Source organism: Rothia sp. QJM3NY_36, assembly GCF_056173115.1.
The window spans coordinates 605,068-628,834 of sequence record NZ_CM149658.1 but is presented as its reverse complement, the minus strand read 5'-3'; the positions used below and the strand labels follow the sequence as shown (position 1 = coordinate 628,834).

The following is a 23,767-nucleotide window of genomic DNA, read 5'->3' as shown; positions in this document are numbered from 1 at the left end:
GTGCCCTGCCGGCCACGTCCTACAGTGGAGACCATGACGAATTTCCTGCAATCCGATGCCTGGGCCCGGTTCCAGTCCGACCTCGGCCACGAGGTGCTGCGCGGGGCCGGGGAGGGATACTCCTACCTGGCCACCGTGGAGGGCGGGCGCGCGGGGCGCTACCTGTACTGCCCCTACGGCCCGGAGGCGGACTCCCCCGAGGCGCTGGCCCGCGCCCTGACCGAGCTGAAGGAGCTGGCCCGGGCCCACCGCTGCCTGTTTGTGCGCGTCGAGCCCAGCGACCCCCGCTCCTTCGCCGAGGGCACGGACCCGGAGGCGGACCTGCGAGCCCGCGGCCTGCGCTTCTCCCCCCGCCAGATCCAGCCGTCCCACACCTGGATGGTGGATCTGACCCAGGACGAGGACGCGCTGCTGAAGGGCATGAACGCGACCAACCGGAACCTGCACCGGAACATCCACAAGAAGGGCGTGAGCTTCCGCGCCTCGCGGGACCCCGAGGAGATCGGGATCCTGCTGCGCTACCTGAACCAGACCGCCGAGCGGGTGGGGTTCAACCGGCAGAAGGATGACTACCTCACCCAGGCGGCCCGCTCGCTGATGCCCCAGGGCGACGCCGCGCTGTACGTGGCCGAGCTGCACGGAGAGCCCATCGGCGCGGCCTTCGTCTACGACTCCGCGGACACCCGCACCTACGCCCACGCGAGCATGGATTATGCCCACCGGCGCCTGTCCGCGAACAACCCCCTGGTCACCCGGATGATGCTGGATGCCAAGGAGGCCGGGCTGCGGCGCTTCGATATGTTCGGCATCGCCCCGGAGGGCCAGCCGGATCACGAGTGGGCCGGGTTCACCAAGTTCAAGAAGTCCTACGGCGGCTACCCGGTGACCTACCCGGGCACCTGGGACCTGCCGGTCTCGACCGCCGCCTACGCCGCGTTCCGCTCGGTCTACGCCGCCAAGGAGGCCGCCAAGGAGAAGGGCCTGCCCGCGGCCCGCCGCCTGGCGGGAACCGCCGAACAGAAGGTCCGCGGACTGGTGGGGCGCCTGCGCCGCTGAACCTGCGGCACCCCGCCCGACGTCGGCCCGGGCCGGGCGGCGTCGGGCGGATCGGGACCGGGCGCTCAGTCCAGTCGGCCCAGCTCCACCAGGCGGGCGAACTCCGGCTCGGTCTCGCGCAGCTGCGCCATGGTTCCGCGCGAGCGCAGGCGCCCGCGGGAGAAGAACAGGATCTCGTCCGCGTTGCGCACCGTGGAGAGCCGGTGGGCGATCACGATCACGGTGATCTTCCCGTGCAGGGCCTCGATGGTGCGGGTGATCTCGTGCTCGGTCTCGTTGTCCAGGGCGGAGGTCGCCTCGTCCAGGATGAGCACCTCGGGCTGGGAGTACAGCGCCCGGGCGATGCCCACCCGCTGGGTCTGCCCGCCGGACAGGCGCGCCCCGGCGTCGCCCACGAGGGTGTCCAGCCCGTCCGGCAGCTGCGCCACCAGCTCCTCCAGGCGCGCCTGGCGCAGGACCCGGGCCAGCAGCTCCTGGTCCACCTGATCCTCCGGCTGCCCGAAGGTGATCAGGTCCCGCAGGGGCACATCCCACAGGAAGACCTTCTGGGAGACCATCGCGACCCGGCGGCGCCATGCCCGGGGATGCGCGGAGATATCCACCCCGCCGACCGTGACGCTGCCGCTGGTGGGGACGTAGAGCCCGGCCAGCAGGTCCGCGAACGTGGTCTTGCCGGCCCCGGAGGAGCCGACGAGTGCGACCGTGCGGCCCACCGGGATGCTCACGTCCACCCCGGTGAGCACGTCCCGGTCGGCGTCGGCGTACCGGAAGCCCAGGTCCCGCACCTCCAGGGAGGCCCGGGGGATCTGCACCGGCTGCTCCGCATGGGAGGGATCGGCGTCGGCCTCGGCCTGCAGGCCCCGCACCTCGGCGGCGACGGTGCGCAGGGAGGGCTGCCCCGACCGGACGCCGTTGAGTGTGCCGACCACCCGGTTCAGGGCCGGCACGATGCGCATGGCCGCGGCCGCGAAGGCCGCCAGCAGGCCGAAGGCCGTCATCTGGTCCGTGGTCGCGAACAGCACCAGCGCGATGACGAGGATGCCGAAGATCATCACGACCTCCAGCAGGTACCGCGGCAGCTCCGCGAAGAACTGCTGGGGCTGGGCGTAGTGGGCGTTGTCCGAGCGGTTGCGGCGGAATCCGTCCGCGAACAGCCCCTCCCGCCCGAAGATCCGGGTCTCCCGGAAGCCCTCGATGGCCGGGGAGAGCAGGGCGAAGCCGTCCTTGCTCAGCTCGAACAGCCGGTGCGCGTAGCGCAGGGCGAAGGGCCGGACCACCCGGGCCAGCAGCAGCGCGGCCCCGCCGAACAGCACCAGGGCGGCGATGAACCCGACCGGGGAGAGCACCAGCAGGGTGCCCATGAGCAGGACGATGGTCGCCGCGTCCACCAGGATCGAGATGTAGCCCAGCAGGACGCTGTTGAACGCCTGGGGCACGCCGGTGTTGATGTTGTTCAGGATCGCGGCCTTGGAGCGGTGCCGGTGGGCCTCATACGTGGCCTGCAGGTACCGGTCCAGCATCTCGGCCTGCACCGAGGAGGACGCCCGCTGCACCACGCCGATGGACCACCAGCGGATCCCGATCAGCGCGGCGTTCTTGACGAGGAAGGCCAGCCCGACCAGCAGCGCGAGGATCAGCAGCAGCCGCTGCCGATCCTCGGTGCCCACCAGGGGCGCCAGGTGCTCCTGGACCACCGGGGGGACCTCCCCGTGGGCGGTGAGCATCTGGGTCAGCGGCACCATCGTCGCCACCGCGAGGATGTCCAGCAGGGAGGAGGCGAAGGCCACCAGGACCATGCCGAGGATGCGCGGGCGCATCCGCCACGGGATCAGCGCGAAGAGCGTGCGCAGATCGCGCACGTCCGCGCGCACGGCGGATTCCTGGGCCTCGGCAGCGTTCATGGGCTCCCCCATCCCCACCGCGCCCCACGGTGGTCATCGACGACGTCGGTCTCCGACAGCGCCGCCCGTCGGGCATCCGCGGGAGCCGCGGCGGCGCGCCGTCAGGGAATCCTACCCCGACGCCGCGCCCGTCCCCGGATCAGCCGCGGGCGTACCGCTCCCACTTGGCCGCCTGGTGCTCGGCTTCGACCATGCGCACGGTCCCGGACTTGGAGCGCATGACGATGGACTGGGAGGTGATGGTGGGCCCGGAGTAGCGGACCCCGCGCAGCAGATCCCCGTCGGTGATCCCGGTGGCGGCGAAGAAGCAGTTGTCACTGGTCACCAGCTCATCCGTGGTCATCACGGCCTCCAGGTCCAGCCCGGCGTCGATGGCCTTCTGCTTCTCGTCATCGTCGGTGGGGGCCAGGCGCCCCTGGATGATCCCGCCGGTGGCCTTGATCGCGCACGCGGCCACGATCCCCTCGGGGGTGCCGCCGGTGCCCAGCATCACATCCACCCCGGTGTTCTCGCGGCAGGCGGCGATCGCCCCGGCCACATCCCCGTCCAGGATCATGCGGGTGCGGGCGCCGGTGGCCCGCACCTCCTCGACCAGCTGGGCGTGGCGCGGGCGATCCAGGATGCACACGGTGAGCTGGTTGACCTTCTTCCCCTTGGCCTTGGCCACCAGGTGCAGGTTCTGCTTGATCGGCAGGCGCAGGTCCACCATGTCGGCCGCGTCCGGGCCGGTCACGAGCTTCTCCATGTAGAACACGGCGGAGGGGTCGAACATCGACCCGCCGTCGGCCACCGCGATCACCGCGAGCGCGTTGTTCATGCCCAGGGCGGTCAGGCGGGTGCCGTCGATGGGGTCCACGGCCACGTCCAGGGCCGGGCCGTCGCCGTCGCCCAGGGACTCGCCGTTGTACAGCATGGGGGCCTCGTCCTTCTCCCCCTCGCCGATGACGACGGTGCCGTTGAAGCTGACGGTGGAGAGCATGCTGCGCATCGCATCCACCGCGGCCCCGTCCGCGGAGTTCTTATCCCCCGCCCCGACCCAGTGCCCGCCGGCGATGGCTGCGGCTTCAGTCACCCGCACCAGCTCCAGGGCCAGGTTGCGGTCGGCTTGGTTGTTGTTCTCATCCTGTACTGCAGACACGGTGCTGTTTCCTCGTCCTTGAGTTCGGCGCCCGCGAGCGGGCCCCTCTGGCTGTGCTCTCCAGCATAGTGGGCACCGCCTGCCCCGCCGGGCACGCGCCCCGGCCGGACGGGGCGCGCCCGCGGGTGGGGCACAATGGGGGACGTGGAGGAGAACGAGCAGGCCCGGGACCGGAGCGAGCGGGATGAGCCGGTGGTCCCGCAGATCACCGAGAAGCAGGCGCGGCGGCTGAATACCCCGGTCGGGGCGATGGTGATCTCCGTGATCGCCCTGCTGGGCATCACCCTGCCGTTCGTGTGGCTGCAGCCGCGCCCGGACAACCAGACCTACCGCCCCCAGGTGGACCTGGTGCAGACCGCCCAGCAGGCCCGCACCGATGCCGGCTTCGACGTCTTGGCCCCCGAGCTGCCCGCGGACTGGCACGCGAACTTCGCCCGCTGGCACCCCGCCGATGACCAGGAGGTGCCGTACTGGGAGTTCGGGGCGGTCACTGCCTCCGGCGGCTTCCTGACGCTCGCCCAGACCGACCGCGCCGATCCCACCTGGACGGCCGAGCGGATCGACCGGGCCCCGCAGACCGGGACCATGGATGTCGAGGGCATCCAGTGGCGCCGCCACTCCAGCACGGACCGCAAGACCGGGGAGACCACCGTCTCAGCGGTCGGGCGGCTGGCGGGGACCACGGTGGTGGTCACCGGGGACTCCCGGGATGAGGAGCTGAAGGATCTGCTCTCCCGCCTGGCCCGCACGGCGGACGGCGCGGGGGCTGCGGCGTCGGCCAGCGCCTCCGCCGCCCCCTGACCCCTCACCGACCGACCCCGCTCCACACACCCCATCGACCCCCGCGCGGATCCCGCGCGGCCCATCGCAGACGACCCACGAGAACAGATCCGAGGACCCATGAGCACCAGCACCCGTCCCACCCCCGCCGAAGCCTTGCAGCGTCTGCGCGCGGGCAACGCCCGCTTCGTCGCCGGCGCCTCCGAGCACCCCAACCAGGACGCCGCGCGCCGGGAGTCCCTGACCGACGGGCAACACCCCTTCGCCGTGATCTTCGGGTGCTCGGACTCCCGGCTGGCCGCGGAGATCATCTTCGACCTCGGGCTGGGCGACACCTTCGTGGTGCGCACGGCCGGGCAGGTCGTGGGCAACGCCGCACTGGGCTCCCTGGAGTACTCGGTGACGGATCTGGACGTGCCGCTGATCGTGGTCCTGGGCCACGACTCCTGCGGCGCGGTCACCGCCGCCTCCGGCTCCTACGACTCCGGGCAGATGCCCGGCGGCTTCGTGCGGGACCTGGTCGAGGAGATCCTGCCCGCCGTGGTGGAGACCCACCGCGAGGCCCAGGGCGAGACCCCCACCATCAACGACATGGTGCGCACCAACACCCGGCAGACGGCCCAGCGGGTGCTGGACCAGTCCAAGATCATCGACGCCGCGGTGCGCGAGGGTCGCACCGCCGTCGTCGGGGTGTTCTACAACCTGCGCGACGGCCGGGCCGAGCTGGTGTGGTCCTCCCAGGAGCTGGCCGAGGACTGATCCGGTCCGGGCCCGTCGAAGGTGGACCGGACCACGTCATGGACCGGGTCGCGGCATAGGATGGTGCGTATGAGCGACACCACCGAATACCGCATCGAGCACGACACGATGGGCGAGGTCCAGGTCCCCAAGGACGCCCTGTACCGGGCCCAGACCCAGCGCGCCGTGCAGAACTTCCCGATCTCCGGCTCCACGCTGGAATCCGCCCACATCGCGGCCCTGGCCCTGGTCAAGAAGGCCGCCGCCCAGGCCAACGAGGAGCTGGGAGTCCTGGACGCGGACCGGGCCCGGGCCATCCGCGACGCCGCTGACGCCGTCGCCGCCCACACCTACGACGAGCACTTCCCGATCGACGTGTTCCAGACCGGCTCCGGGACCTCCTCGAACATGAACGCCAACGAGGTGCTGGCGACCCTGGCCACCCGGGCCCTGGAGGATCAGGGCATCGAGGTGCACCCCAACGACCACGTCAACGCCTCCCAGTCCTCCAACGACGTCTTCCCCACCTCCGTGCACGTGGCCGTGACCGGCGCGCTGATCAAGGACCTCATCCCGGCCCTGGACACCCTGGCCTCCTCCCTGGAGGCGAAGGCCGAGCAGTTCGCGGACGTGGTGAAGTCCGGGCGCACCCACCTGATGGACGCCACCCCCGTGACCCTGGGGCAGGAGTTCTCCGGCTACGCCGCCCAGGTCCGCTACGGCATCGAGCGCATCGAAGCCTCGCTGCCGCGGGTGGCCGAGGTCCCCCTGGGCGGGACGGCCGTGGGCACCGGGATCAACACCCCGGACGGCTTCTCCGCCCGCGTCATCGAGCTGCTGGCGGAGAAGACCGGTCTGCCCCTGACCGAGGCCCGCAACCACTTCGAGGCCCAGGCCAACCGGGACGGGCTGATCGAGGCCTCCGGGCAGCTGCGGAACATCGCATACTCGCTGATGAAGATCTGCAACGACATCCGCTGGATGGGCTCCGGGCCGAACACGGGCCTGGGCGAGCTGCACATCCCGGACCTGCAGCCGGGCTCCTCGATCATGCCGGGCAAGGTCAACCCGGTGATCTGCGAGGCCGTGATCCAGGTGGCCGCCCAAGTCATCGGCAATGACACCACGATCGCCCTGTCCTCCACCAACGGCGCCTTCGAGCTCAACGTCGGCATCCCCGTGATGGCCAAGAACCTGCTGGAGTCCATCCGGCTGCTGGCCAACTCCTCCCGGGTCATGGCGGAGAAGATGGTGGACGGGCTGGAGGCCAACGAGGAGCGGGCCCGCTTCCTGGCCGAGGCCTCCCCGTCCACCGTGACCCCGATGAACAAACTCATCGGCTACGAGGCGGCCGCGAAGATCGCCAAGCACGCCGTGGCCCACAAGACCACCGTGCGCGAGGCCGTGGAGCAGCTGGGCTACGTCGAGCGCGGCGAGGTCACCGAGCAGCAGCTGGACGAGGCCCTGGACGTGACCCGGATGCTGGGCCGGCGCTAGCCGTCCCGCCCGCCGCGTCCCACCCACGCCCCGGCGTCGCGTGCGCGTTCCCCGCGCCGATCGACGCCGGGGCGTGCGCCCACCCGAGGAGGCGGCCGCGACATCGCTCACAAGGGGGTATGGCCTCTTCCACCGGGAGGGGCGTTCTGGAATATTGGTTCGATGCAGCGGTGTTGTCATAGACGGCATCACCGGGTTGCGTGGGTGCCCTTGTGCCTGCAGGAGGCCACCCATCCCCGCGAGAAGCGAGAAGAGAGATCGAGGCATCGTGAAGCTTGCAGAACAGATCGTGAACCAGCTGGTCGAGGCCGGCGTTCACCGCATCTACGGGATCGTCGGAGACTCCCTGAACCCCATCGTCGACGCCGTGCGCGCCACCGGCGGCTCCAAGAAGGGCGGGATCGACTGGGTGCATGTGCGCCACGAGGAAGCCGCCGCCTTCGCCGCAAGCGCGGACGCCCAGCTGACCGGGGAGCTCGCCGTGTGCGCCGGTTCCTGTGGCCCGGGCAATATGCACCTGATCAACGGCCTGTACGACGCCAACCGCTCCCAGGCCCCGGTGCTTGCGATCGCCTCGCACATCCCGAGCAAGCAGATCGGGCAGGGGTACTTCCAGGAGACCCGCCCGCAGCAGATCTTCGAGGAGTGCTCCGTCTACAACGAGATGGTGCTCTCCCCCGAGCAGTCCCCGCGCGTGGTCGCCTCGGCGATCCGCCACGCCGTCGGCGACTCCGGGGTGGCCGTGGTGACCATCCCGGGCGACATCGCCGATGAGGACACCGCCACCGAGGCCCCGGTGCTGGGGACCCTGCGCCGGGCCCCGAAGGTCCCGCACCAGGAGACCATCCAGGAGCTGGCCTCCCACATCAACCGCGCCAAGAAGGTCGCGCTGTTCGTCGGCGCCGGCATCGAGGGCGCCCACGACGAGGTCGTCTCCCTCGCGGAGAAGGCCGCCGCCCCGGTCGGGCACTCCCTGCGCGGCAAGGACTTCATCCAGTACGACAACCCCTTCGACGTCGGCATGACCGGCCTGCTGGGCTACGGTGCGGCCGCCGAGGGCATCCACGACGCCGACCTGATGATCATGATCGGCACGGACTTCCCGTACGACCAGTTCCTGCCGGAGACCACGACCATCCAGATCGACACCGATCCCTCGGTCATGGGTCGGCGCACGGACGTGGACCTGCAGATCGAGGGCTCCGCCCTGGAGACCCTGCGGGCCCTGCTGCCGCTGGTGGAGTACAAGAAGGACCGCAAGTGGCTGGATCGCGTGCTGAAGAAGCACGACCAGATCATGAACAAGGCCGTCGGCGCGTACACCCGCAACGTGGAGAAGCACCAGCCGATCCACCCCGAGTACGCCGCTTCCGTGCTGGATGAGGTCGCCGCCGAGGACGCCGTGTTCACCGCGGACACCGGCATGTGCAACGTGTGGTCGGCCCGCTACATCCGCCCCAACGGCAAGCGCCGGCTGATCGGGTCCTACCTGCACGGGTCCATGGCCAACGCGATGCCGCAGTCCATCGGGGCGCAGTTTGCCTACCCGGGCCGCCAGGTCATCTCGCTGTCCGGCGACGGCGGGCTGTCCATGCTGCTGGGCGATCTCATCACCATCGCCACCTACCGCCTGCCCACCAACGTCGTGGTGTTCAACAACTCCACGCTGGGCATGGTCAAGCTGGAGATGCTGGTGGACGGCCTGGCCGACTTCGGCGTGGACGTGCCGGACACCAACTACGCGGACATCGCCAAGGCGATGGGCTTCCACGCCATCCGCGTGACGGACCCGAAGAAGCTGAAGAAGGCCTACCAGGAGGCGCTGTCCTTCGACGGCCCGGCCCTGGTGGAGGTCATCACCGATCCGATGTCCCTGTCCGTGCCGCCGAAGATCTCCTCGGACCAGATCTTCGGCTTCGCGACCGCGATGTCCAAGATCGTGCTCAACCGCGGCGCGGGCGAGGCCGTGTCCATGGCCCGCTCCAACCTGCGCAACGTGCAGGCCGTGCGTCAGTGGTAGCACCGGCGCCGTCGGGTCGCTGAGGCTGACGGAAAGGGCCCCATCCCGCGATCGCGCGGGGTGGGGCCCTTTCCGTGTCTTCGGGCTCAGGCCCGGCGACGGTGCCGCAGCGTCAGCGCACCGGCGCCCAGGGCGAGCAGGAGCGCACCGACCGCCAGGTACCCGCCGGTGCGGGCCCCGGTGGCCGCCAGGCCGCCGCCGGAGCCGTCGTTGCCGGAGCCGGCATCGCTGGGTCCACCGGTGCCGCCGTTCTCGGGGCTGTTGCCGCCGCCGGTCCCGACGGCTCCGGCCCGATCGGAGCGGTCGGCCGAGTCATCGGGGCCGGGCTGCCCGGTTCCCGCGCCGCCCACTTCCTGAGCACCCTCCGGATCCTCGGCGTCGGCGTCCTCGTCACCGCCGGGCGCCGGCACGGTCGGGTCGGCGGGGTCCGACGTCGGCTCCGCGGTGGGCTCGGCCATCGGCTCGGCGGTGGGCTCGACGGTCGGTTCGCTGGTGGGCTCCGCGGTCGGCTCCGCGGTGGGGTCAGCGGTCGGCTCGGCCGTCGGCTCGCTGGTCGGCTCCGGCGTCGGCTCGGCGGCCTTCTGCTCGGCGTCGAAGCTCACCGACAGCGGCAGTGGGGTCTTCTTGGCGTCCCCACCGGACCCGGAGGCATACCACCGGGGCCGCATATCCGGGTGCAGCGCGTCGATGAACTCCCCCGGGAAGGACCCGGAGAACACCCGGTCGCCCTCGCGGTACTCGCGGCCCGCGAAGTCCGGGGTCCCGGTGACCGTCACCCGCTGGCCCTCCCGGCTGAGCTCCACGTGATCGAAGGTGGCCATGGTGACCCGGTGGTACCCGCCGCTGTTCTCGTCGTTGAGCATCCAGCTCAGCTCCACGCTCAGTCGCGCCGAGCCGTCCGCCTCCACATCCAGGCGGGGATTCCCGAAGCTGGTGATCACCCCCGGGGCCATGATCGCGTAGTGCCGGATGCGCACCCCGCCGTCCCAGGCCACCGAGGCCCGTCCGCTGCGCCCGTCGTACCAGCCGCGGCCCTCACCGAAGACGTACTGCTGCCCCTCGCGGGTGACCGGGCCCAGCGGTTCGGGGGTCCAGGACCGCATGTAGTCGTTCACCGCCCAGGACAGGCTCGGGTGGGAGACCTCCACCGCATCGGCGGGACGCTGCAGGGGGTCCGCCGTCGCCGGACCATCCCAGGGCTCGCCGCCCGGCCCCGGCTCCTGCGGGTCCGGCGCCTCGTCCTGCCCCGGGGCCACGCTCAGCGGCGTGACCTCGGGGATGTCCCCGGACCGGTCCAGGATGGACACCCGGCCGGTGCGCTCGTGGGAGACGTAGACCTCGGTGCCGTCCGCCCCGGTCTCCACGTCCGTCACGTCCGAGGTGAAGAAGCCCGCGGGACCGGTGATCCCCGCCGCGTGCAGATCGAGGGAGGAGGCCACGGTCCAGGTCTGCGGGGAGATCACCGAGACGGTGTTGGCCCGGCCGTGACCGGCCACGACCTCGTGGGTGCGGGGGTTCACCGTCAGGGAGGTGGACTCCCCCACCACGGAGATGGGAGCCCCCAGGTGCTTGCCGGTGGAGGTCTGCACCACCGCGACCTTGCTGCCGCTGGTGCCGATGTACAGGTTGCCCAGCTGAGGATCGATCGCCAGCGATCGCGGATTCGCTCCCAGGACGGTGTCCTCGAACCGGTACTCGGCCACCGGGACCCGCACGGTGCGCACCCACTGGTGGGTCACGGTGGAGTACGCGGTGACCACACCCTCATTGGCGTTGGCCAGCCACACCAGCCGGTGCTGGGCGTCGTAGACCGCATCCCGGACGAAGGGCCGTTCGTGCCGGCTCACCTCGGTGCGCTCCATGACCTCCCCGGTGCCGGGGATGACCCGCTGCAGGCCGAAGTTGTCGAACACGTACAGGTCGCCGCTGTCCGAGTCCAGCACGATGCCGTTCGAGGAGGTGACCACGCCCTCGATCTCCCGCTCGACGGCCCCGCTGCGGGCATCGAGCACCGTGATGGAGCCGTCGGAGGCGTTGAGCACGTACAGCCGAGACCCGTCGGCGCTGGAGACGACGTCGCTGGGCCGCGGCTGGGTGACCTGATGCCGCTGCTGGGTCTGCGGGTTCGCCAGGTCGATCCGGGCGATGTGCCCGACGGGCGCGTCGGCGTCCTGCCCGGGCAGGATGGAGTCCTGCTGCACGGGCACGGACAGTTGCTGGCGCGCGGCGCCACGTCCAGGTCCCGGGGGCGTCCGCCGGTGGTGATGGTGGTCTCCGGTGAGAGGCTGACCCCCTCGCTCGCCTGGGCGGGGGCCACCAGGACGGTTCCGGTCAGGGTCAGGGTCGACAGGGTCGCGATCGCGGACAGCGCGGGTCCTCGGCGCATCGATCCTCCTTGAAGATGCTTTCGTCCGCAGCACCCGGTGCGGCGCAATGACACAGTGAGGCCGACCTGCGGGTCGGCTCAGGTGCCCGTAAAGATTACCTGATCTTAATTTGAGTACGCCCTTAGTCTTTAGCGCTACGAAGGGTCCGACGCCGCCTCGGATCCGCGGCCGCTCGGGGATCCCGAGTCCCCGGCTCCCCCGTTCTGCGCTTCCCTGCTCTGTGCGCCGCCGACCGCGAAGTCGGTGCGCCCGGAGAACCCCAGCGCCGCGGCGATGCGCCGGTGCATCCGCTCGGACATGGAGGGAAGATCATCCAGCGGGAACCAGCGGACCGCGGTGGACTCCTCGTCGTTGACCCGGGCCCGCCCGCCGACCCAGCGGCATCGGAAGGTCAGATCCAGGAACTGCGCCCGGTCCCCGTTGGGAAAGACCAGCGGCGGATTGCTCAGCACCGAGGCCAGCCCCTCCACCGCGATCCGCACTCCGGTCTCCTCCTCGGCCTCCCGCACGGCGGTGTCCGCCGGCTGCTCCCCCGGATCCACGATCCCGGTGATCGGGGTCCACGCCCCGTTGTCCGCGCGCCGGCACAGCAGGATCCGCTCCCGGTCATCCAGGATCACCGCGGTGACCCCGGTCATCCACAGCAGGTCGTGGCCGATCTTCTCGCGGATGCTCAGCACGAACTCAGGGGTGGGCATGGGTTTCTCCTTCTCGATGCGTCGGTGGGATCACGGGAGTCACAGCAGGCGGGCGGGCAGGGCCAGCCAGGCCGCAGCCGTGCCGAGCAGCATCCAGGGGCCGAAGGCCACGTGGGAGTCCGCATCCGCCCGGCGCAGCAGGATCAGCCCCGCGGCCCAGAGCCCGGCCAGCAGGAAGCTCAGCAGCAGTCCGACCAGGGCGTGCGGCACGGAGACCAGCCCGAGGCTCCAGCCCAGCAGCGGGGCCAGGCGGACATCACCCAAACCCATCGCCGCCGGGGAGGCCAGGCGCACCGCGCCGTAGAAGATCCCGGTGCCCGCCGCGCCCAGCAGCCCGCCGAGCAGGCTTCCCGGTCCCTCGCCGAGCGCGAAGGCGGCACCCAGCAGGATGCCCAGCACCGGGTAGGCCGGCAGCACCCAGGCCCGCGGCAGCCGGTGCTCGCGGGCGTCGATCACGGTGAGCACCGCGGCCAGCACCAGGAAGGCCAGCGCCCCGGCCGCCCCCAGCGCGACGGCGCCGTATCGGCCGGCCGCCGCCCAGTCCCCGAGCATCCGCACCATGGTCTGCTCCCCTTCCCGCCCGGTGTCTCAGGAGCCGAAGCGCCGCTGCCGCCCGGCGTAGTCGCGCAGGGCCCGCAGGAAGTCCACCTTCCGGAAATCCGGCCACAGCGCCTCGCAGAAGTAGAACTCGGAGTACGCGGACTGCCACATCATGAACCCGGACAGCCGCTGCTCCCCCGAGGTGCGGATCACCAGATCCGGGTCCGGCTGGCCCCGGGTGTAGAGGTAGTTCTCGATGTCCTCGGCCCCCAGGGTCTCGGCGAGCTCGGCGATCTCGCGTCCCTCCCGGGCGGCGTCGCGCAGCAGCTCCCGGACCGCGTCCACGATCTCCTGCCGTCCGCCGTAGCCCACGGCGATGTTCACGTGCAGCCCCTCCACCTCGGCGGTGCTCACCGTGGCCCGCTCCAGGGTCGCGGCCAGACCCTCCGGCAGCAGCTCGAGGGCGCCGACCGGCTGCAGCCGGGCCACCCGGGAATCGGCCAGGCCCGTGAGCAGCTCCTCGATGATCCCCAGCAGGTCCGTCAGCTCCTCGGCCGGCCGGCTGAGGTTCTCGGTGGAGAGCATGTACAGGGTCACGACGTCGATCCCCAGCTCCCGGCACCAGCCCAGGAACTCCTGGATCCGCTCCGCCCCGGCCTGGTGTCCGTGCCGGGTGGTCTGGCCCATCAGGGCGGCCCAGCGACGGTTGCCGTCCACCATGACCCCCACGTGCTTCGGCAGGCGCTCCGCCGGAATCCCGGCGACCAGGTTCCGCTCGTACACGCTGTACAGCGGCTTGCGCAGCTTCATCTCGGTCCTTCTCCTGCGCGCCCCTCGGCTCTCCTGCGCACCCGTCCTCGGGTGCGGTGCCGACCGGGCGCTGGGCTGGCGGGTCGGCGCACCGGGCGGCGGTTGCGCCCACCCCGAGCGTCGGCCGCGTCGGGCGGTCGGTCAGTCCCCACCGTACCGCGAGCCGCGCCGAGTCGGGGCCACCGGGGCCGGCATCCGGACGCGAGGACTAGGATGACCACAGCATCCCGCACCGGCAGGAAGGGGCCGCCGTCATGGCGCCGTCGCGCACGCAGCATGGGAACCAGTCCGGCCATCCGCACCGGGAGGCGGACGCCGCCAGCCTGCTGGATCGGGCCGAGGCGGCGACCCGGCGCGCCACGGACCGGGCGGAGGAGGCCGCCGTCACCGCGGCCGAGCGCTTCGCCGAGGTCCTGGAGCGCAAGCCCGCCTGGCGCGGGTGGATCCACGCGTCCTTCGCTCCCGTGGCCTTCGCGGCCGGGATCGTGCTGATCGTGCTGGCCGGCGGCGGGGCGCTGTCCCTGGCCTGCGCCGTGTTCGCGCTGACCAGCGTGATCCTGTTCGGGGTCTCCGGGATGTACCACCGGGCGTACTGGCCGGATCGGACCCGGATGGTCTTCAAGCGCCTGGACCACTCGAACATCTCCCTGATCATCGCCGGCACGTACACGCCGCTGGCCCTGACCATGCTGGACCCGCCGAAGACGCAGATCCTGCTGTGGAGCATCTGGGGCTGTGCCCTGCTGCTGGTGCTGTTCCGGGTGCTGTGGACCGGCGCCCCGCGGCTGCTCTACACACCGCTGTACGTGGTCATGGGCCTGGCCGCGGTGTTCTTCCTGGGGGACTTCTGGGCGGTGAGCCCGACGGCGACGATCCTGATCTGCTGCGGCGGGGCCTGCTACATCGTCGGAGCGGTGTTCTACGCGCTGAAGCGCCCGCACCTGGCGCCTGCGGTGTTCGGCTTCCACGAGCTGTTCCACGTGTGCACGATCCTCGGGTTCATCTGCCACTGGATCGCCATCGTCTTCTCGATCTACGCCGGCTGATCCCCGTCCGCACCCGTGCCCGGGTCCTTCTGCTCGGTCGGTCTCTCGGCGGTCTCCTCGCGCTCGCCGGTCCCGGCGGCGGCTGCGGCCCCGCCGTCGCCCGCCCGCTCCTCGGGCTGTTCGGCGCGGCGTCGGTCCTGCTCGGCGCGGGCCATCGCGTAGTCGAAGCGGTTCTTCATCCGGCGCTGGCGCCGCGTGTGGTCCAGGGCCACGAGGATCACCAGGATCACCATCACCAGGGTCGCCAGGAAGCCCACCGTGCCCGGGGAGACGTCGGCGGTGTCCAGCCCGGGCTTCAGAGAGGGACTCTGCTCGGCGGCCGCGAGCGCAGCCGTCCGGACGGGGCCCACCAGGGCGAGGACCGGTGCGCCCATCATCGACGCTCCCCCGCCGGTGCGGCGTCGAGGCCGATCCCGGCGGCCAGATCGTGCTCAGGCAGGCTCTCCGGGACGCGGCTGGCGGCCAGCACGTAGTCCTCCCACGGCCACACCTCGCGCTGGATATCCTGGGCGACGGCGAAGAAGAAGCCCTCCGGGTCCACCTGGGACTCGTGGGCGCGCAGCGCGTCGTCGCGCACCGCGAGCGTGTCGGCCACCGGGATCTGCGTGGTGGTCTCGTGGCGGGAGACCGGCGGGGCGCCCTCCGGCTCGGATTCGGCCCACTGCGCCAGCCGCTCGGCGTATGGAGAGGGCAGTCCGCGCTCCACCAGCGCCTCGTGCAGGGCCTGGAAGCGCTCGACGTTGAAGGCCCGGTCGTAGTACAGCTTCAGCGGCGTCCAGGGCTCACCGGTCCCCGGATAGCGCTCGGGGTCCCCGGCCGCGTCCCAGGCCTCCACGGCCACCCGGTGGCTCATGATGTGGTCCGGGTGCGGGTAGCCGCCGTTCTCGTCGTAGGCGAGGATCACGTGTGGGCGGAAGGAGCGCACCAGACGCACCAAGGGCGCTGCGGCCCGGGCCAGCGGCAGGGTCGCGAAGGAGTTCTGCGGCAGCGGCGGCAGCGGATCCCCCTCCGGCAGACCGGAATCCGTGAACCCCAGCCAGCGGTGCTCGACCCCCAGGATCTCCCGGGCCCGGGCCATCTCCTGCCGACGCAGCCCGGGCAGGTCCCAGTGGGACCGGGGATTGCGCTCCACGCCCGGGTTGAGGATGGACCCGCGCTCCCCGCCGGTGCAGGTGGCGACCATGACCCGGGCGCCGCGCGCGGCGTAGGCGGCCATCGTGGCCGCGCCCTTGCTGGACTCGTCGTCGGGATGCGCGTGGACGGCGAGGATCCGCAGCCCCGAATAATCCGAGGCGAGGGCGGCGTCGAGCGGGACCACGGGGCCTGCGGTCTGGGTCTTGAGCGGCTCTGGCACGGCCTGGCACACATCCTTTTCGCTAGAGTGGGGATCAGTCCATGAGCACCCGCCGGAAGCGAGCGAATTGACCTCCTCCACTCTAGACCAGCGCTACGGGAAGAAGCCCGCCCGCACCCGGCCCTCGCGGCGTGCGCTGGCCCTGCTGGCGGTGCTCGTGCTGGTGCTGGCCTCCGGTTTCGTCGCCTGGATCGCCGCCCACCGGGGCACCGCCCCGACCTACCAGGAGAAGAGCGTGCAGGTCAGCTCCCCGCTGCGCACCTCCCTGGACTTCGACCTCACCAAGCGCCCGGACGACGACGTGCGCTGCGCGGTGCAGGCCGTGAACGATCAGCGGGCCGTGGTCGGCTGGAAGGAGATCCAGGTGGGCCGCGACGCCGGGGCCACCTCGCGCCAGCACGTGGACCTGCTGACCACCGGGCGGGCCGAGACCGCCACCGTGGAATCCTGCTGGGTCGTCGACGGCGCGTGAGCGCGACGGCGTCGGCGTCGGCGTCGGCATCGGCATCGGTGTTCCGCAGAGCTTAATCGGCCGGCGGCGCGCCGCGCGCGGCTACACTGGGAGCCTGACGTCACCCGCAGCCCGACCCCGTGCGGTCCGCTGCGGGCCTGATCTGCATGACCAGACGCACGCCGTCTCGCGGCGTCGGCCCGGGGCCAGACCCCGGCACCGGCCCGCAAGCGCGCCCGGACCGTCCGGGGCCCGCGGCGGGCGTCCCGACCGAGGAGACACGATGTCCGAAGAGACCACCGAATCCGCAGCCTGGCTGACCCAGGAGGCCTACGACCGCCTCCAGGCGGAGCTGGAGGAGCGCGAGGGCCCCAAGCGCCAGGAGATCGTGGACCGCATCGAAGCCGCCCGCGAGGAGGGCGATCTGCGCGAGAACGGCGGCTACCACGCCGCCAAGGAGGAGCAGGGCAAGAACGAGGGCCGCATCCAGCAGCTGAAGTACCTCCTGGAGAACTCCGAGGTGGGCCAGAAGCCCGCCGACGACGGCGTCGTGGAGCCCGGGATGCGCGTGGAAGCGGAGATCGCGGGGAAGAAGATCACGTTCCTGCTGGGCTCCCGCGAGGTCGCCGACACCCTGGTCGGCGATGACGACCTGCAGGTCTACAGCGAGAAGTCCCCGATGGGTCAGGCCATCATGGGGCACAAGGTGGGCGACGAGCTGACCTACCAGGCCCCCAACGGCAAGGACATCCCGCTGAAGGTCCTGGCCGCCAAGCCCTACTGACCCCTTTCCCCCTACTCCACCGCAGAGCGGGAGATGCTTCCCATTCCTGGACGTGACACGTCCCGAGATGGGAAGCATCTCCCGTTGTGCGGCAGGGGGGTGGGTCAGTTGATGACTTCGGGGCGGAAGCCCTCGGCCTGGAGGGCCTCCAGGACCTCGTGGGAGTGGTCCTTGCCCTTGGTCTCCATGTCGATGGTGATCGACACGTCCCCCATGGACAGCGCCCCGCCGACCCGGGTGTGGTCCACGCCGGTCACGTTCGCATCGCATTCGGCGATGATCCGGGAGATGTCGCGCAGCTCCCCGGGGTGATCGGTCAGCATGATGCGCACGGTCAGGAAGCGCCCCGCGGCGGACAGGCCCCGCTGGATGACCTTGAGCATCAGCATCGGGTCGATGTTGCCCCCGGAGAGCAGGCACACCGTGGTGCCGAGGTTCCCGTAGGCCTCGTTGAGGGTCCCGTTCATCAGGGCCGCGACCCCCACCGCCCCGGCCGGCTCCACCACGAGCTTGTTCCGCTCCATGAGGAAGATCAGCGCGCGGGCGAGGTCGTCCTCGGAGACCGTGACGACGTCGTCCACCAGCTCCTTGATGATGGAGAACGGCAGCTGCCCGGGCCGCCCGACCGCGATGCCGTCCGCGATGGTCGACACCTTCTTCAGCGGCACCAGCGCATCCGCGGCCAGCGACGGCGGGTAGGCGGCCGCGTGCTCCGCCTGCACCCCGATCACCCGGATCGGGCGGCCCTGTCGGGCCGCGAGGGTCTTGGCGGCGATCGCGACCCCGGCCAGCAGCCCGCCGCCGCCGACGCCGGTGATGATCGTGTCCGCGTCCGGGACCTGCTCAAGCATCTCCAGGCCCAGGGTGCCCTGACCGGCGATGATGTCGGCGTTGTCGAAGGGGTGGATGAAGGTCTTGCCCGTCTTATCCGCATGCCGCTTGGCCTCGGCCAGCGCCTCGTCGACGGTGGTGCCGTGCAGCACCACCTGGGCCCCGTGGCTCTGGGTCGCGGCGATCTTGGGCAGGGCCGCTCCCTGCGGCATGTAGATCCTGGCCTCCAGTCCCAGCTTGGACGCGGCCAGCGCGACCCCCTGGGCGTGGTTGCCCGCCGAGGCGGCGACGACGCCGGCCGCCTTCTGCTCCGGGGTGAGCCGGACCATGCGGTTGTAGGCGCCGCGGACCTTGAAGGATCCGGAGCGCTGCAGATTCTCGGCCTTCAGGTGCACCGGGGAGCCGATGCGCCGTTCCAGGGCCCGCGAGTGGGCGATCGGCGTGGTCTCGATGATGCCGTCCAGGCGGTGGGCTGCCTCCTGGATCTGCTCGAAGGTGACGGGCAGCTGCTCCAGCGCGCTCATGCGGTCTGCTCCTCCGGGTGCGCTTCCTCGCGCAGCTTCTCCTTGGCCTTCTGCTTCAGGGACTTCTTCCTGGCCTTGGCGATCTCCCAGTCGAAGCGGAACGGCTCGGTGCGGATGGCGTCATCCTGCTCCCATTGCCTGCCGGCCAGATACCGAATCACGGTGTTGAGCACGGCGAGGGCGGGCACGGCGAACACCGCGCCCACGATGCCCAGCAGCGTGGTGCCCACGGCCACGGCCAGGACCACGGCCAGCGGGTGCAGGGAGACGGCCTTGCCCATGACCAGGGGCTGCAGCAGGTGCGATTCGATCTGCTGGACCAGCAGAACCGCGGCGAGCATCAGCACGGCGTTGATGGGCCCGTTGGCCACCAGGGCCAGCAGCACGGCGACCGCGCCGGACAGCAGGGCGCCGATGATCGGGACGAACGAGCTGAGGAAGACCAGCACCGCCAGGGGGAAGGCCAGCGGAACCCGGAGGAAGAACGCGGCCAGTCCGATGCCGACGGCGTCGACGAAAGCCACGAAGACCTGGATGCGCGTGTAGGAGACCAGGGAGTGCCAGCCGCGGCGACCGGCGCCGTTGACGGCCCGGCGCGCGCTCTTCGGGGCGAGGCCGACGAGGAACAGCCAGATCCGCTCCCCCTCGAGGAGGAAGAAGATCAGCGTGAACAGGCAGATCACGAGGCCCTCGCCCACGTTGCCGGCGGTGGAGCCGAAGCTGGCGGCTCCGGCGAGGATCTGCGATGAGTTGTCCTTGATCGTCGCGGTCACGGAGCTGATCGCCTGGTCCACCTGGTCCACCGTGACGTGCAGGGGACCGTCGGTCAGCCAGTCCATGAGCTGGTGGTAGCCGGCCACCACCTGATCGGACAGGTCGGTGAACCCGGATACCAGCTGCTGGCCCACGAGGGTCAGCAGCCCCAGGACCACGACGATCAGACCGATCTCGGTGATGGCGGTGGCCCACCCGGAGCCGATGCGGTGCTTGCGCAGCCACCGCACCGCGGGGGTGAGCAGTCCGGCCAGCAGGGCGGCGACCGCCACCCCCACGAGGATCGTGGAGACGGGGCGGGACAGCCACACGATGACCCCGGCCATGATCAGCACGAACAGCAGCCGCCAGGACCAGGCGGCGGCGGTGTTCAGGGCGAAGGGGATGTGCGGATCCTGGCGACGGGAGTCCCCGGCCTGCCCGGAGGAGCGGCGGGTCCACGGCTCGGTGGGACGGTCCCCGGGCGGCGGGGTGGTGATGGGAAGCTGCGGCTCAACCGCGCCGTCCTCGGTGGTGCTCATCGGCGGGTTCTCCAAGGGTTCAGGGATGGGTGGAAGGGATCCGCACGGCACCGGGCCCCGGTGCGGAAGCCGCCGTCTCGGCGGTGCTTGCGCGCCCGGGGCCCGATGGCCGGGGGTGGGAGGGGGTCAGTCGTCGCTGCGCATGAAGTAGCTGAACAGGCGCAGGATCTCAATGTAGAGCCAGACGAGGGTCACGATCAGGCCGAAGGCCAGGCGCCAGGATTCCTTCTCCGGGACGCCCGCGCGCAGAGCCTCGTCGATGTTCTGGAAGTCCGCGATCAGGCTGATCGCGGCCATCGCCACGACGATCAGGCCCAGCGGGATGCCCAGGGGGATGCCGAAGATCTCGACGTCGCGCATCGAGGAGCCGGTGATCATCCCGAAGACGAAGTTGCCCACCAGGAACACCAGGTAGGCGATCATCCCGATGCCCAGGATCGCGACCATCCGCTGGGACAGGCGCACCCCGGCCTTGGCGTAGAGCATCAGCATCCCGATGAACACGACCACGGTGGCCAGCACCGCGTTGACGACGATCCCGCCGTACTGGGCTTCGAAGACCCCGGAGATCGCCCCGAGCAGCAGTCCCTCGGCCACGGCGTAGACCATGGTCAGCACCGGGGAGACGTTCCTCTTGAAGACCACCACGAGTCCGACGACCAGACCCACGATCCCGCCGAGGAAGCCCAGACCGGGGACGAACCAGCCCACGACCGCGCCCACGATGACCAGGCCCAGCAGGGACAGGGTCTTCGCGACGACGTCGTTGAGGGTGGCCCGCCGGGTGTCGGCCGGGGTCGCCGAGGGGGCCTGGTACATCCGGTTCAGCTGTTCGGCGTCGGCGGTCTGCGGACCGGGCTGTGCGGCGGCGGGGTTCGGCGCCGCGTACGGGGAGGGTGCCTGGGTGGTCGTCGCCCGCCCGGCGCCGTCGTAGTAGTCCAGCGGCTGGTTCGCGTAGGGGTTCTTCTGCGCCTCGGTGCTGAGACGGCTGATCAGGGGGTTGCCTCTGGCCATGGGTGTTCTCATCTCCTAAGAGTGTTCGCTCACGGTCGTCGACGGCATCGCTGGCGACGGCCGCCGCGCGGACCACAGGCTGCGCAGACGACCACGACACGTCGCGGCCCAGTCTACAAGGCGGCGGCGCCTGCGGGCAGGCCCGGGCCGGCGGGTATCGCCCACAGCGTGAGCGTGAGGCGCCCCGAGGCGACGGTCGCGGTGCCCCAGGTGGGACTCGAACCCACACTGCGCAGATTTTAAGTCAGCTGCCTCTGCCGATTGGGCTACTGGGGCGCAGGGGGCGGCCCGCCGACGCCGGGGCGCCGGGAGCCGCCCGCGCGGTGCGTCCCCTCGCGGGAGAGGACGCACCGCGCGGAGCCGAGACCGGGCTAGAGCCGGGCCTTCTTGGCCTCCGGGGCGTTGCCGGTGGCGGCCAGGAACGGCAGGCGCGGATCCCGGGCGTGGCGGATCGGGGTGGTGTCCCGGCCGAACACGGTGGACAGGATCCAGTTCGCGCCCACGCGGGCGGAGCGCTCCGCGGTGGGGATCGCGTAGCCGTGGTAGAGGCGGTGCATCAGCCAGGCCAGCGGACCCTCGAAGGAACGGCCCTTGATGTTGGCCACGCCCTTGTACGCCCCGAGCCCGGCGACCGCACCGAGGTTCTCGTGGTAGTAGTCCTCCAGCTGTCCGCCGCTGCGGGAGGCCAGCAGGTTCTTGGCCAGGCGCACGCCCTGGCGGGAGGCGTGCTGGGCGTTGGGCACGCAGAACCCGCCGACGCCGCCGCCGGTCAGGTCCGGCACCGCGGCGTTGTCCCCGGCGGCCCAGGCGCCCTCCACGGGGCCGTCGTCGCCGGTCACGCGCAGGTCGGCGCCCACGCGCACGCGCCCGCGTTCATCCAGCGGCAGGTCCGAGTTCTTCAGGAACGGCGCGGCCTGCACGCCGGCGGTCCAGATCAGGGTGTCGGCCTCGACCACCCCGGCCGAGGACTTGTCGGACATGTTCACCAGCTTCAGGGTGTGCCCGTCCTCCACCTCCCCGAGGGAGGTGTTCAGCAGGACCTCGATGCCGCGGGCGCGCAGGTGCGCGACGACCGACTCGGCCCGAGCCTCCGGGACCTCCGGCATGATCCGGCCCATGGCCTCGACCAGCACGAAGCGCAGGTCGCTGGAGCGCAGCTGGGAGGTGCGCTCCACGGCGTCGCGGGCCATGTCCTCGATCTCGCCGATCGTCTCGATGCCGGCGAAGCCGCCGCCGACGACCACGAAGGTCAGGGCTCGACGTCGGGCGTCTTCGTCCTTGAGCAGGCTGGCGACCTCGATGCGCTCGAGCACCCAGTTGCGCACGTGCTCGGCCTCTTCGATGCTCTTCATGCCGATCGCGGCGTCGGCCAGGCCCGGAATCGGGAAGGCGCGGGTCACGGATCCGGCGGCGACCACGATCTGGTCGTAGGTCAGCTCGTAGGTGTCGCCCGCGTCGATGCCGCGCAGGGTCGCGGTGCGGTTGCGGTGGTCGATCTTCTCCACGTGCGCGGCGAGGATCTCGCTGTCGCGCAGGTGCTGGCGCAGCGGGACCACGGCGTGACGGGACTCGATCGAGCCGCCGGCCACCTCCGGCAGGAACGGCAGGTAGGTCATATAGGGGTTGGGATCCACGACGGTGACGACGCCGCCGGAGGCCTTGACGTCCTTCTGGATCCGGGAGGCGACGGTCAGGCCGACATAGCCGCCGCCGACCACGAGAATACGGGGGCGATCGTTCGCCAGGTGGTTGAAAGCCATGGTGAGAATGCTACTCCTTGCGCTGGAGGGGTGGGCCCGTGGCGCCGCGGCGGGGATGGCCCCCGCGACGCCGGACCGGACGGTTCACCCGCCCCATCCTGCCACCGTGATGGCGCCCATGCCATCCCCCGTGCGAACTCGGGCCGCGGGGCGCGCGCCGCTCAGGAGAGCAGGGACAGGGCGATGCCGTCGAGGATGTCCTGCTCGGAGGTCACCGCGCCGCGGATCCGGCCCTCGGTCAGCTCCCCGATCCGCTGGGCGATCCGAGCCCAGATCTGCGCCCCCGCCCCGATGACGTCCTCCCGCCCGATCGGCATGTACTCCAGGTCCGAACGCTGCTCCCGGGTCATCCGCGTCAGCTCCCCGGCCGCCGCGGTGATCTCCTCGATGCCCAGCTCGGCCCCGTGCACGGCCTGGGAGTCGTAGCGCCGCAGGCCCAGGGCCCGGGCGGTCACGGTGGTCACGGACCCGGCCACCCCGATCAGTCGGGTCGCGGTGTCCAGCGGGACGGTCTCCAGGGTGGCTTCCACGGCGGCGTCGACGTCCTCGACCAGGCGGCGCAGCTGGGCCTCGGTGGGCGGGTTCGAGCTGAGGTAGCGCTCGGTCAGGCGCACGGAGCCGATATCGAGGGACCGAGCGGCGATCACCCCGTCGGCCTCGCCCAGCACGAACTCCGTGGACCCGCCCCCGATGTCCACGACGAGGCTGCGACCCTCGGCGGTCTGCGGCACGGCGGCCGCGGCCCCGGCGAAGGAGAGCCGGGCCTCCTCGTCCCCGCTGATGACCTCGGGTTCGATCCCCAGCCGCTCCCGGATCCCCGCGGCGAAGGCCCGCCGGTTGCCGGCGTCGCGGCTCGCGGAGGTCGCGACCATGCGCACCCGGTCCACGTCGTGGCGGCGCAGCTGCTCGGCGTAGGCGCCGGCGGCCTCGAAGGTGCGCTGGAGGGCCTCCTCGGAGAGCCAGCCGGTCGCGTCCACCCCGGCCCCGAGGCGCACGATGCGCATCTCGCGCACGACGTCGCGCAGCCGGGGCGGGGCCCCGGGGTTCCCGGGCTCGGCGTCGGCGATGAGCAGACGGATGGAGTTGGTGCCGCAGTCGATGGCGCCCACGCGCATGGTCGGGTCCTTCCCGTGGTGTCTCGGC

The 23,767-nt window shown here is 71.3% G+C and carries 21 protein-coding genes and 1 tRNA gene; 8 read left to right on the top strand and 14 right to left on the bottom strand.

Going from position 1 to position 23,767, the window contains the following annotated elements; translation table 11 throughout:
* Positions 1–33: 33 nt before the first annotated feature.
* Complete coding sequence (locus AC0VXQ_RS02710; RefSeq protein ID WP_475529045.1) at positions 34–1,056, top strand: lipid II:glycine glycyltransferase FemX; 1,023 nt, start codon at positions 34–36, stop codon at positions 1,054–1,056.
* A gap of 65 nt (positions 1,057–1,121) precedes the next feature.
* Here the strand turns inward: AC0VXQ_RS02710 and AC0VXQ_RS02705 are convergent, their stop codons facing one another.
* Both AC0VXQ_RS02705 and glpX read right to left on the bottom strand, forming a co-directional pair.
* A complete protein-coding gene (locus tag AC0VXQ_RS02705; RefSeq protein WP_061225283.1) occupies positions 1,122–2,957 on the bottom strand; it encodes an ABC transporter ATP-binding protein in 1,836 nt (611 codons plus the stop codon).
* 139 nt (positions 2,958–3,096) lie between these two features.
* The gene (glpX, locus tag AC0VXQ_RS02700; protein WP_055684316.1) at positions 3,097–4,095 is read right to left on the bottom strand and encodes a class II fructose-bisphosphatase; all 999 of its coding nucleotides are present in this window, start codon (positions 4,093–4,095) and stop codon (positions 3,097–3,099) included.
* 144 nt (positions 4,096–4,239) lie between these two features.
* Here glpX and AC0VXQ_RS02695 point away from each other — a divergent pair, with 144 nt between their 5' ends.
* The 4 genes from AC0VXQ_RS02695 (at position 4,240) to AC0VXQ_RS02680 (ending at position 9,130) form a co-directional block, all read left to right on the top strand.
* Positions 4,240–4,896, top strand: coding sequence for a DUF4245 domain-containing protein (locus AC0VXQ_RS02695; protein WP_165869992.1), 657 nt, complete (start codon positions 4,240–4,242; stop codon positions 4,894–4,896).
* 99 nt (positions 4,897–4,995) lie between these two features.
* On the top strand, positions 4,996–5,634 hold the full coding sequence (locus AC0VXQ_RS02690; RefSeq protein WP_075514534.1) for a carbonic anhydrase: 639 nt from the start codon (positions 4,996–4,998) through the stop codon (positions 5,632–5,634).
* A gap of 69 nt (positions 5,635–5,703) precedes the next feature.
* A complete protein-coding gene (locus tag AC0VXQ_RS02685) occupies positions 5,704–7,110 on the top strand; it encodes a class II fumarate hydratase (RefSeq protein ID WP_475529040.1) in 1,407 nt (468 codons plus the stop codon).
* 268 nt (positions 7,111–7,378) lie between these two features.
* On the top strand, positions 7,379–9,130 hold the full coding sequence (locus tag AC0VXQ_RS02680) for a pyruvate dehydrogenase (protein ID WP_075514535.1): 1,752 nt from the start codon (positions 7,379–7,381) through the stop codon (positions 9,128–9,130).
* A gap of 86 nt (positions 9,131–9,216) precedes the next feature.
* Here the strand turns inward: AC0VXQ_RS02680 and AC0VXQ_RS02675 are convergent, their stop codons facing one another.
* The 4 genes from AC0VXQ_RS02675 to AC0VXQ_RS02660 all read right to left on the bottom strand — a co-directional run bounded on the left by AC0VXQ_RS02675 (position 9,217) and on the right by AC0VXQ_RS02660 (position 13,565).
* Positions 9,217–11,337, bottom strand: coding sequence for a PT domain-containing protein (locus tag AC0VXQ_RS02675; RefSeq protein WP_224799925.1), 2,121 nt, complete (start codon positions 11,335–11,337; stop codon positions 9,217–9,219).
* A gap of 314 nt (positions 11,338–11,651) precedes the next feature.
* Positions 11,652–12,215, bottom strand: coding sequence for an NUDIX hydrolase (locus AC0VXQ_RS02670; protein ID WP_081046137.1), 564 nt, complete (start codon positions 12,213–12,215; stop codon positions 11,652–11,654).
* A 39-nt stretch (positions 12,216–12,254) separates the two neighbouring features.
* Entirely contained in the window at positions 12,255–12,776 is a 522-nt protein-coding gene (locus AC0VXQ_RS02665) for a prepilin peptidase (protein ID WP_055684310.1), read from the bottom strand.
* A 27-nt stretch (positions 12,777–12,803) separates the two neighbouring features.
* Positions 12,804–13,565 carry an isoprenyl transferase gene (locus tag AC0VXQ_RS02660; RefSeq protein ID WP_058730212.1) on the bottom strand — a complete coding sequence of 254 codons (762 nt, stop codon included), beginning with the start codon at positions 13,563–13,565 and terminating at the stop codon, positions 12,804–12,806.
* Between the two features lie 254 nt (positions 13,566–13,819).
* Here AC0VXQ_RS02660 and trhA point away from each other — a divergent pair, with 254 nt between their 5' ends.
* On the top strand, positions 13,820–14,611 hold the full coding sequence (gene trhA, locus AC0VXQ_RS02655) for a PAQR family membrane homeostasis protein TrhA (RefSeq protein ID WP_081046138.1): 792 nt from the start codon (positions 13,820–13,822) through the stop codon (positions 14,609–14,611).
* Here the strand turns inward: trhA and AC0VXQ_RS02650 are convergent.
* The gene (locus tag AC0VXQ_RS02650; protein WP_058743460.1) at positions 14,599–14,988 is read right to left on the bottom strand and encodes a hypothetical protein; all 390 of its coding nucleotides are present in this window, start codon (positions 14,986–14,988) and stop codon (positions 14,599–14,601) included. The two genes, trhA and AC0VXQ_RS02650, sit on opposite strands and share 13 nt — an antisense overlap.
* Positions 14,985–15,929, bottom strand: a complete 945-nt coding sequence (gene mca / locus AC0VXQ_RS02645) for a mycothiol conjugate amidase Mca (protein WP_058730220.1) — start codon at positions 15,927–15,929, stop codon at positions 14,985–14,987. The genes AC0VXQ_RS02650 and mca overlap by 4 nt, the downstream gene beginning before the upstream one ends.
* 103 nt (positions 15,930–16,032) lie before the next feature.
* Here mca and AC0VXQ_RS02640 point away from each other — a divergent pair, with 103 nt between their 5' ends.
* On the top strand, positions 16,033–16,437 hold the full coding sequence (locus AC0VXQ_RS02640; RefSeq protein ID WP_055684307.1) for a DUF4307 domain-containing protein: 405 nt from the start codon (positions 16,033–16,035) through the stop codon (positions 16,435–16,437).
* Between the two features lie 262 nt (positions 16,438–16,699).
* Complete coding sequence (gene greA / locus AC0VXQ_RS02635; RefSeq protein WP_055684306.1) at positions 16,700–17,200, top strand: transcription elongation factor GreA; 501 nt, start codon at positions 16,700–16,702, stop codon at positions 17,198–17,200.
* A gap of 104 nt (positions 17,201–17,304) precedes the next feature.
* Here greA and ilvA read toward each other — a convergent pair whose 3' ends face one another.
* The 6 genes from ilvA to AC0VXQ_RS02605 form a co-directional block, all read right to left on the bottom strand.
* Positions 17,305–18,555, bottom strand: coding sequence for a threonine ammonia-lyase (gene ilvA / locus AC0VXQ_RS02630; RefSeq protein WP_058730214.1), 1,251 nt, complete (start codon positions 18,553–18,555; stop codon positions 17,305–17,307).
* Entirely contained in the window at positions 18,552–19,850 is a 1,299-nt protein-coding gene (locus tag AC0VXQ_RS02625) for an AI-2E family transporter (RefSeq protein ID WP_475529032.1), read from the bottom strand. Before AC0VXQ_RS02625 ends, ilvA begins: the two co-directional genes overlap by 4 nt.
* Positions 19,851–19,976: 126 nt before the next feature.
* Positions 19,977–20,864, bottom strand: coding sequence for a Bax inhibitor-1/YccA family protein (locus AC0VXQ_RS02620; RefSeq protein WP_081046140.1), 888 nt, complete (start codon positions 20,862–20,864; stop codon positions 19,977–19,979).
* A gap of 202 nt (positions 20,865–21,066) precedes the next feature.
* Positions 21,067–21,140, bottom strand: a tRNA-Leu gene (locus AC0VXQ_RS02615).
* A 95-nt stretch (positions 21,141–21,235) separates the two neighbouring features.
* Positions 21,236–22,624 (bottom strand): NAD(P)/FAD-dependent oxidoreductase, encoded by a 1,389-nt coding sequence (locus tag AC0VXQ_RS02610; RefSeq protein ID WP_058730216.1) that lies wholly within the window; start codon positions 22,622–22,624, stop codon positions 21,236–21,238.
* 161 nt (positions 22,625–22,785) lie between these two features.
* Entirely contained in the window at positions 22,786–23,739 is a 954-nt protein-coding gene (locus AC0VXQ_RS02605; protein WP_058730217.1) for a Ppx/GppA phosphatase family protein, read from the bottom strand.
* Between the last annotated feature and the right edge of the window lie 28 nt (positions 23,740–23,767).

Coding starts and splice junctions, on each gene's coding strand:
- AC0VXQ_RS02620 (WP_081046140.1), bottom strand. CDS start 20,864: ATGGCCAGAGGCAACCCCCTGATCAGCCGTCTCAGCACCGAGGCGCAG.
- AC0VXQ_RS02605 (WP_058730217.1), bottom strand. CDS start 23,739: ATGCGCGTGGGCGCCATCGACTGCGGCACCAACTCCATCCGTCTGCTC.
- AC0VXQ_RS02665 (WP_055684310.1), bottom strand. CDS start 12,776: ATGGTGCGGATGCTCGGGGACTGGGCGGCGGCCGGCCGATACGGCGCC.
- AC0VXQ_RS02650 (WP_058743460.1), bottom strand. CDS start 14,988: ATGATGGGCGCACCGGTCCTCGCCCTGGTGGGCCCCGTCCGGACGGCT.
- AC0VXQ_RS02690 (WP_075514534.1), top strand. CDS start 4,996: ATGAGCACCAGCACCCGTCCCACCCCCGCCGAAGCCTTGCAGCGTCTG.
- AC0VXQ_RS02685 (WP_475529040.1), top strand. CDS start 5,704: ATGAGCGACACCACCGAATACCGCATCGAGCACGACACGATGGGCGAG.
- AC0VXQ_RS02670 (WP_081046137.1), bottom strand. CDS start 12,215: ATGCCCACCCCTGAGTTCGTGCTGAGCATCCGCGAGAAGATCGGCCAC.
- AC0VXQ_RS02660 (WP_058730212.1), bottom strand. CDS start 13,565: ATGAAGCTGCGCAAGCCGCTGTACAGCGTGTACGAGCGGAACCTGGTC.
- AC0VXQ_RS02705 (WP_061225283.1), bottom strand. CDS start 2,957: ATGAACGCTGCCGAGGCCCAGGAATCCGCCGTGCGCGCGGACGTGCGC.
- trhA (WP_081046138.1), top strand. CDS start 13,820: ATGGCGCCGTCGCGCACGCAGCATGGGAACCAGTCCGGCCATCCGCAC.
- ilvA (WP_058730214.1), bottom strand. CDS start 18,555: ATGAGCGCGCTGGAGCAGCTGCCCGTCACCTTCGAGCAGATCCAGGAG.
- AC0VXQ_RS02625 (WP_475529032.1), bottom strand. CDS start 19,850: ATGAGCACCACCGAGGACGGCGCGGTTGAGCCGCAGCTTCCCATCACC.
- AC0VXQ_RS02610 (WP_058730216.1), bottom strand. CDS start 22,624: ATGGCTTTCAACCACCTGGCGAACGATCGCCCCCGTATTCTCGTGGTC.
- AC0VXQ_RS02710 (WP_475529045.1), top strand. CDS start 34: ATGACGAATTTCCTGCAATCCGATGCCTGGGCCCGGTTCCAGTCCGAC.
- greA (WP_055684306.1), top strand. CDS start 16,700: ATGTCCGAAGAGACCACCGAATCCGCAGCCTGGCTGACCCAGGAGGCC.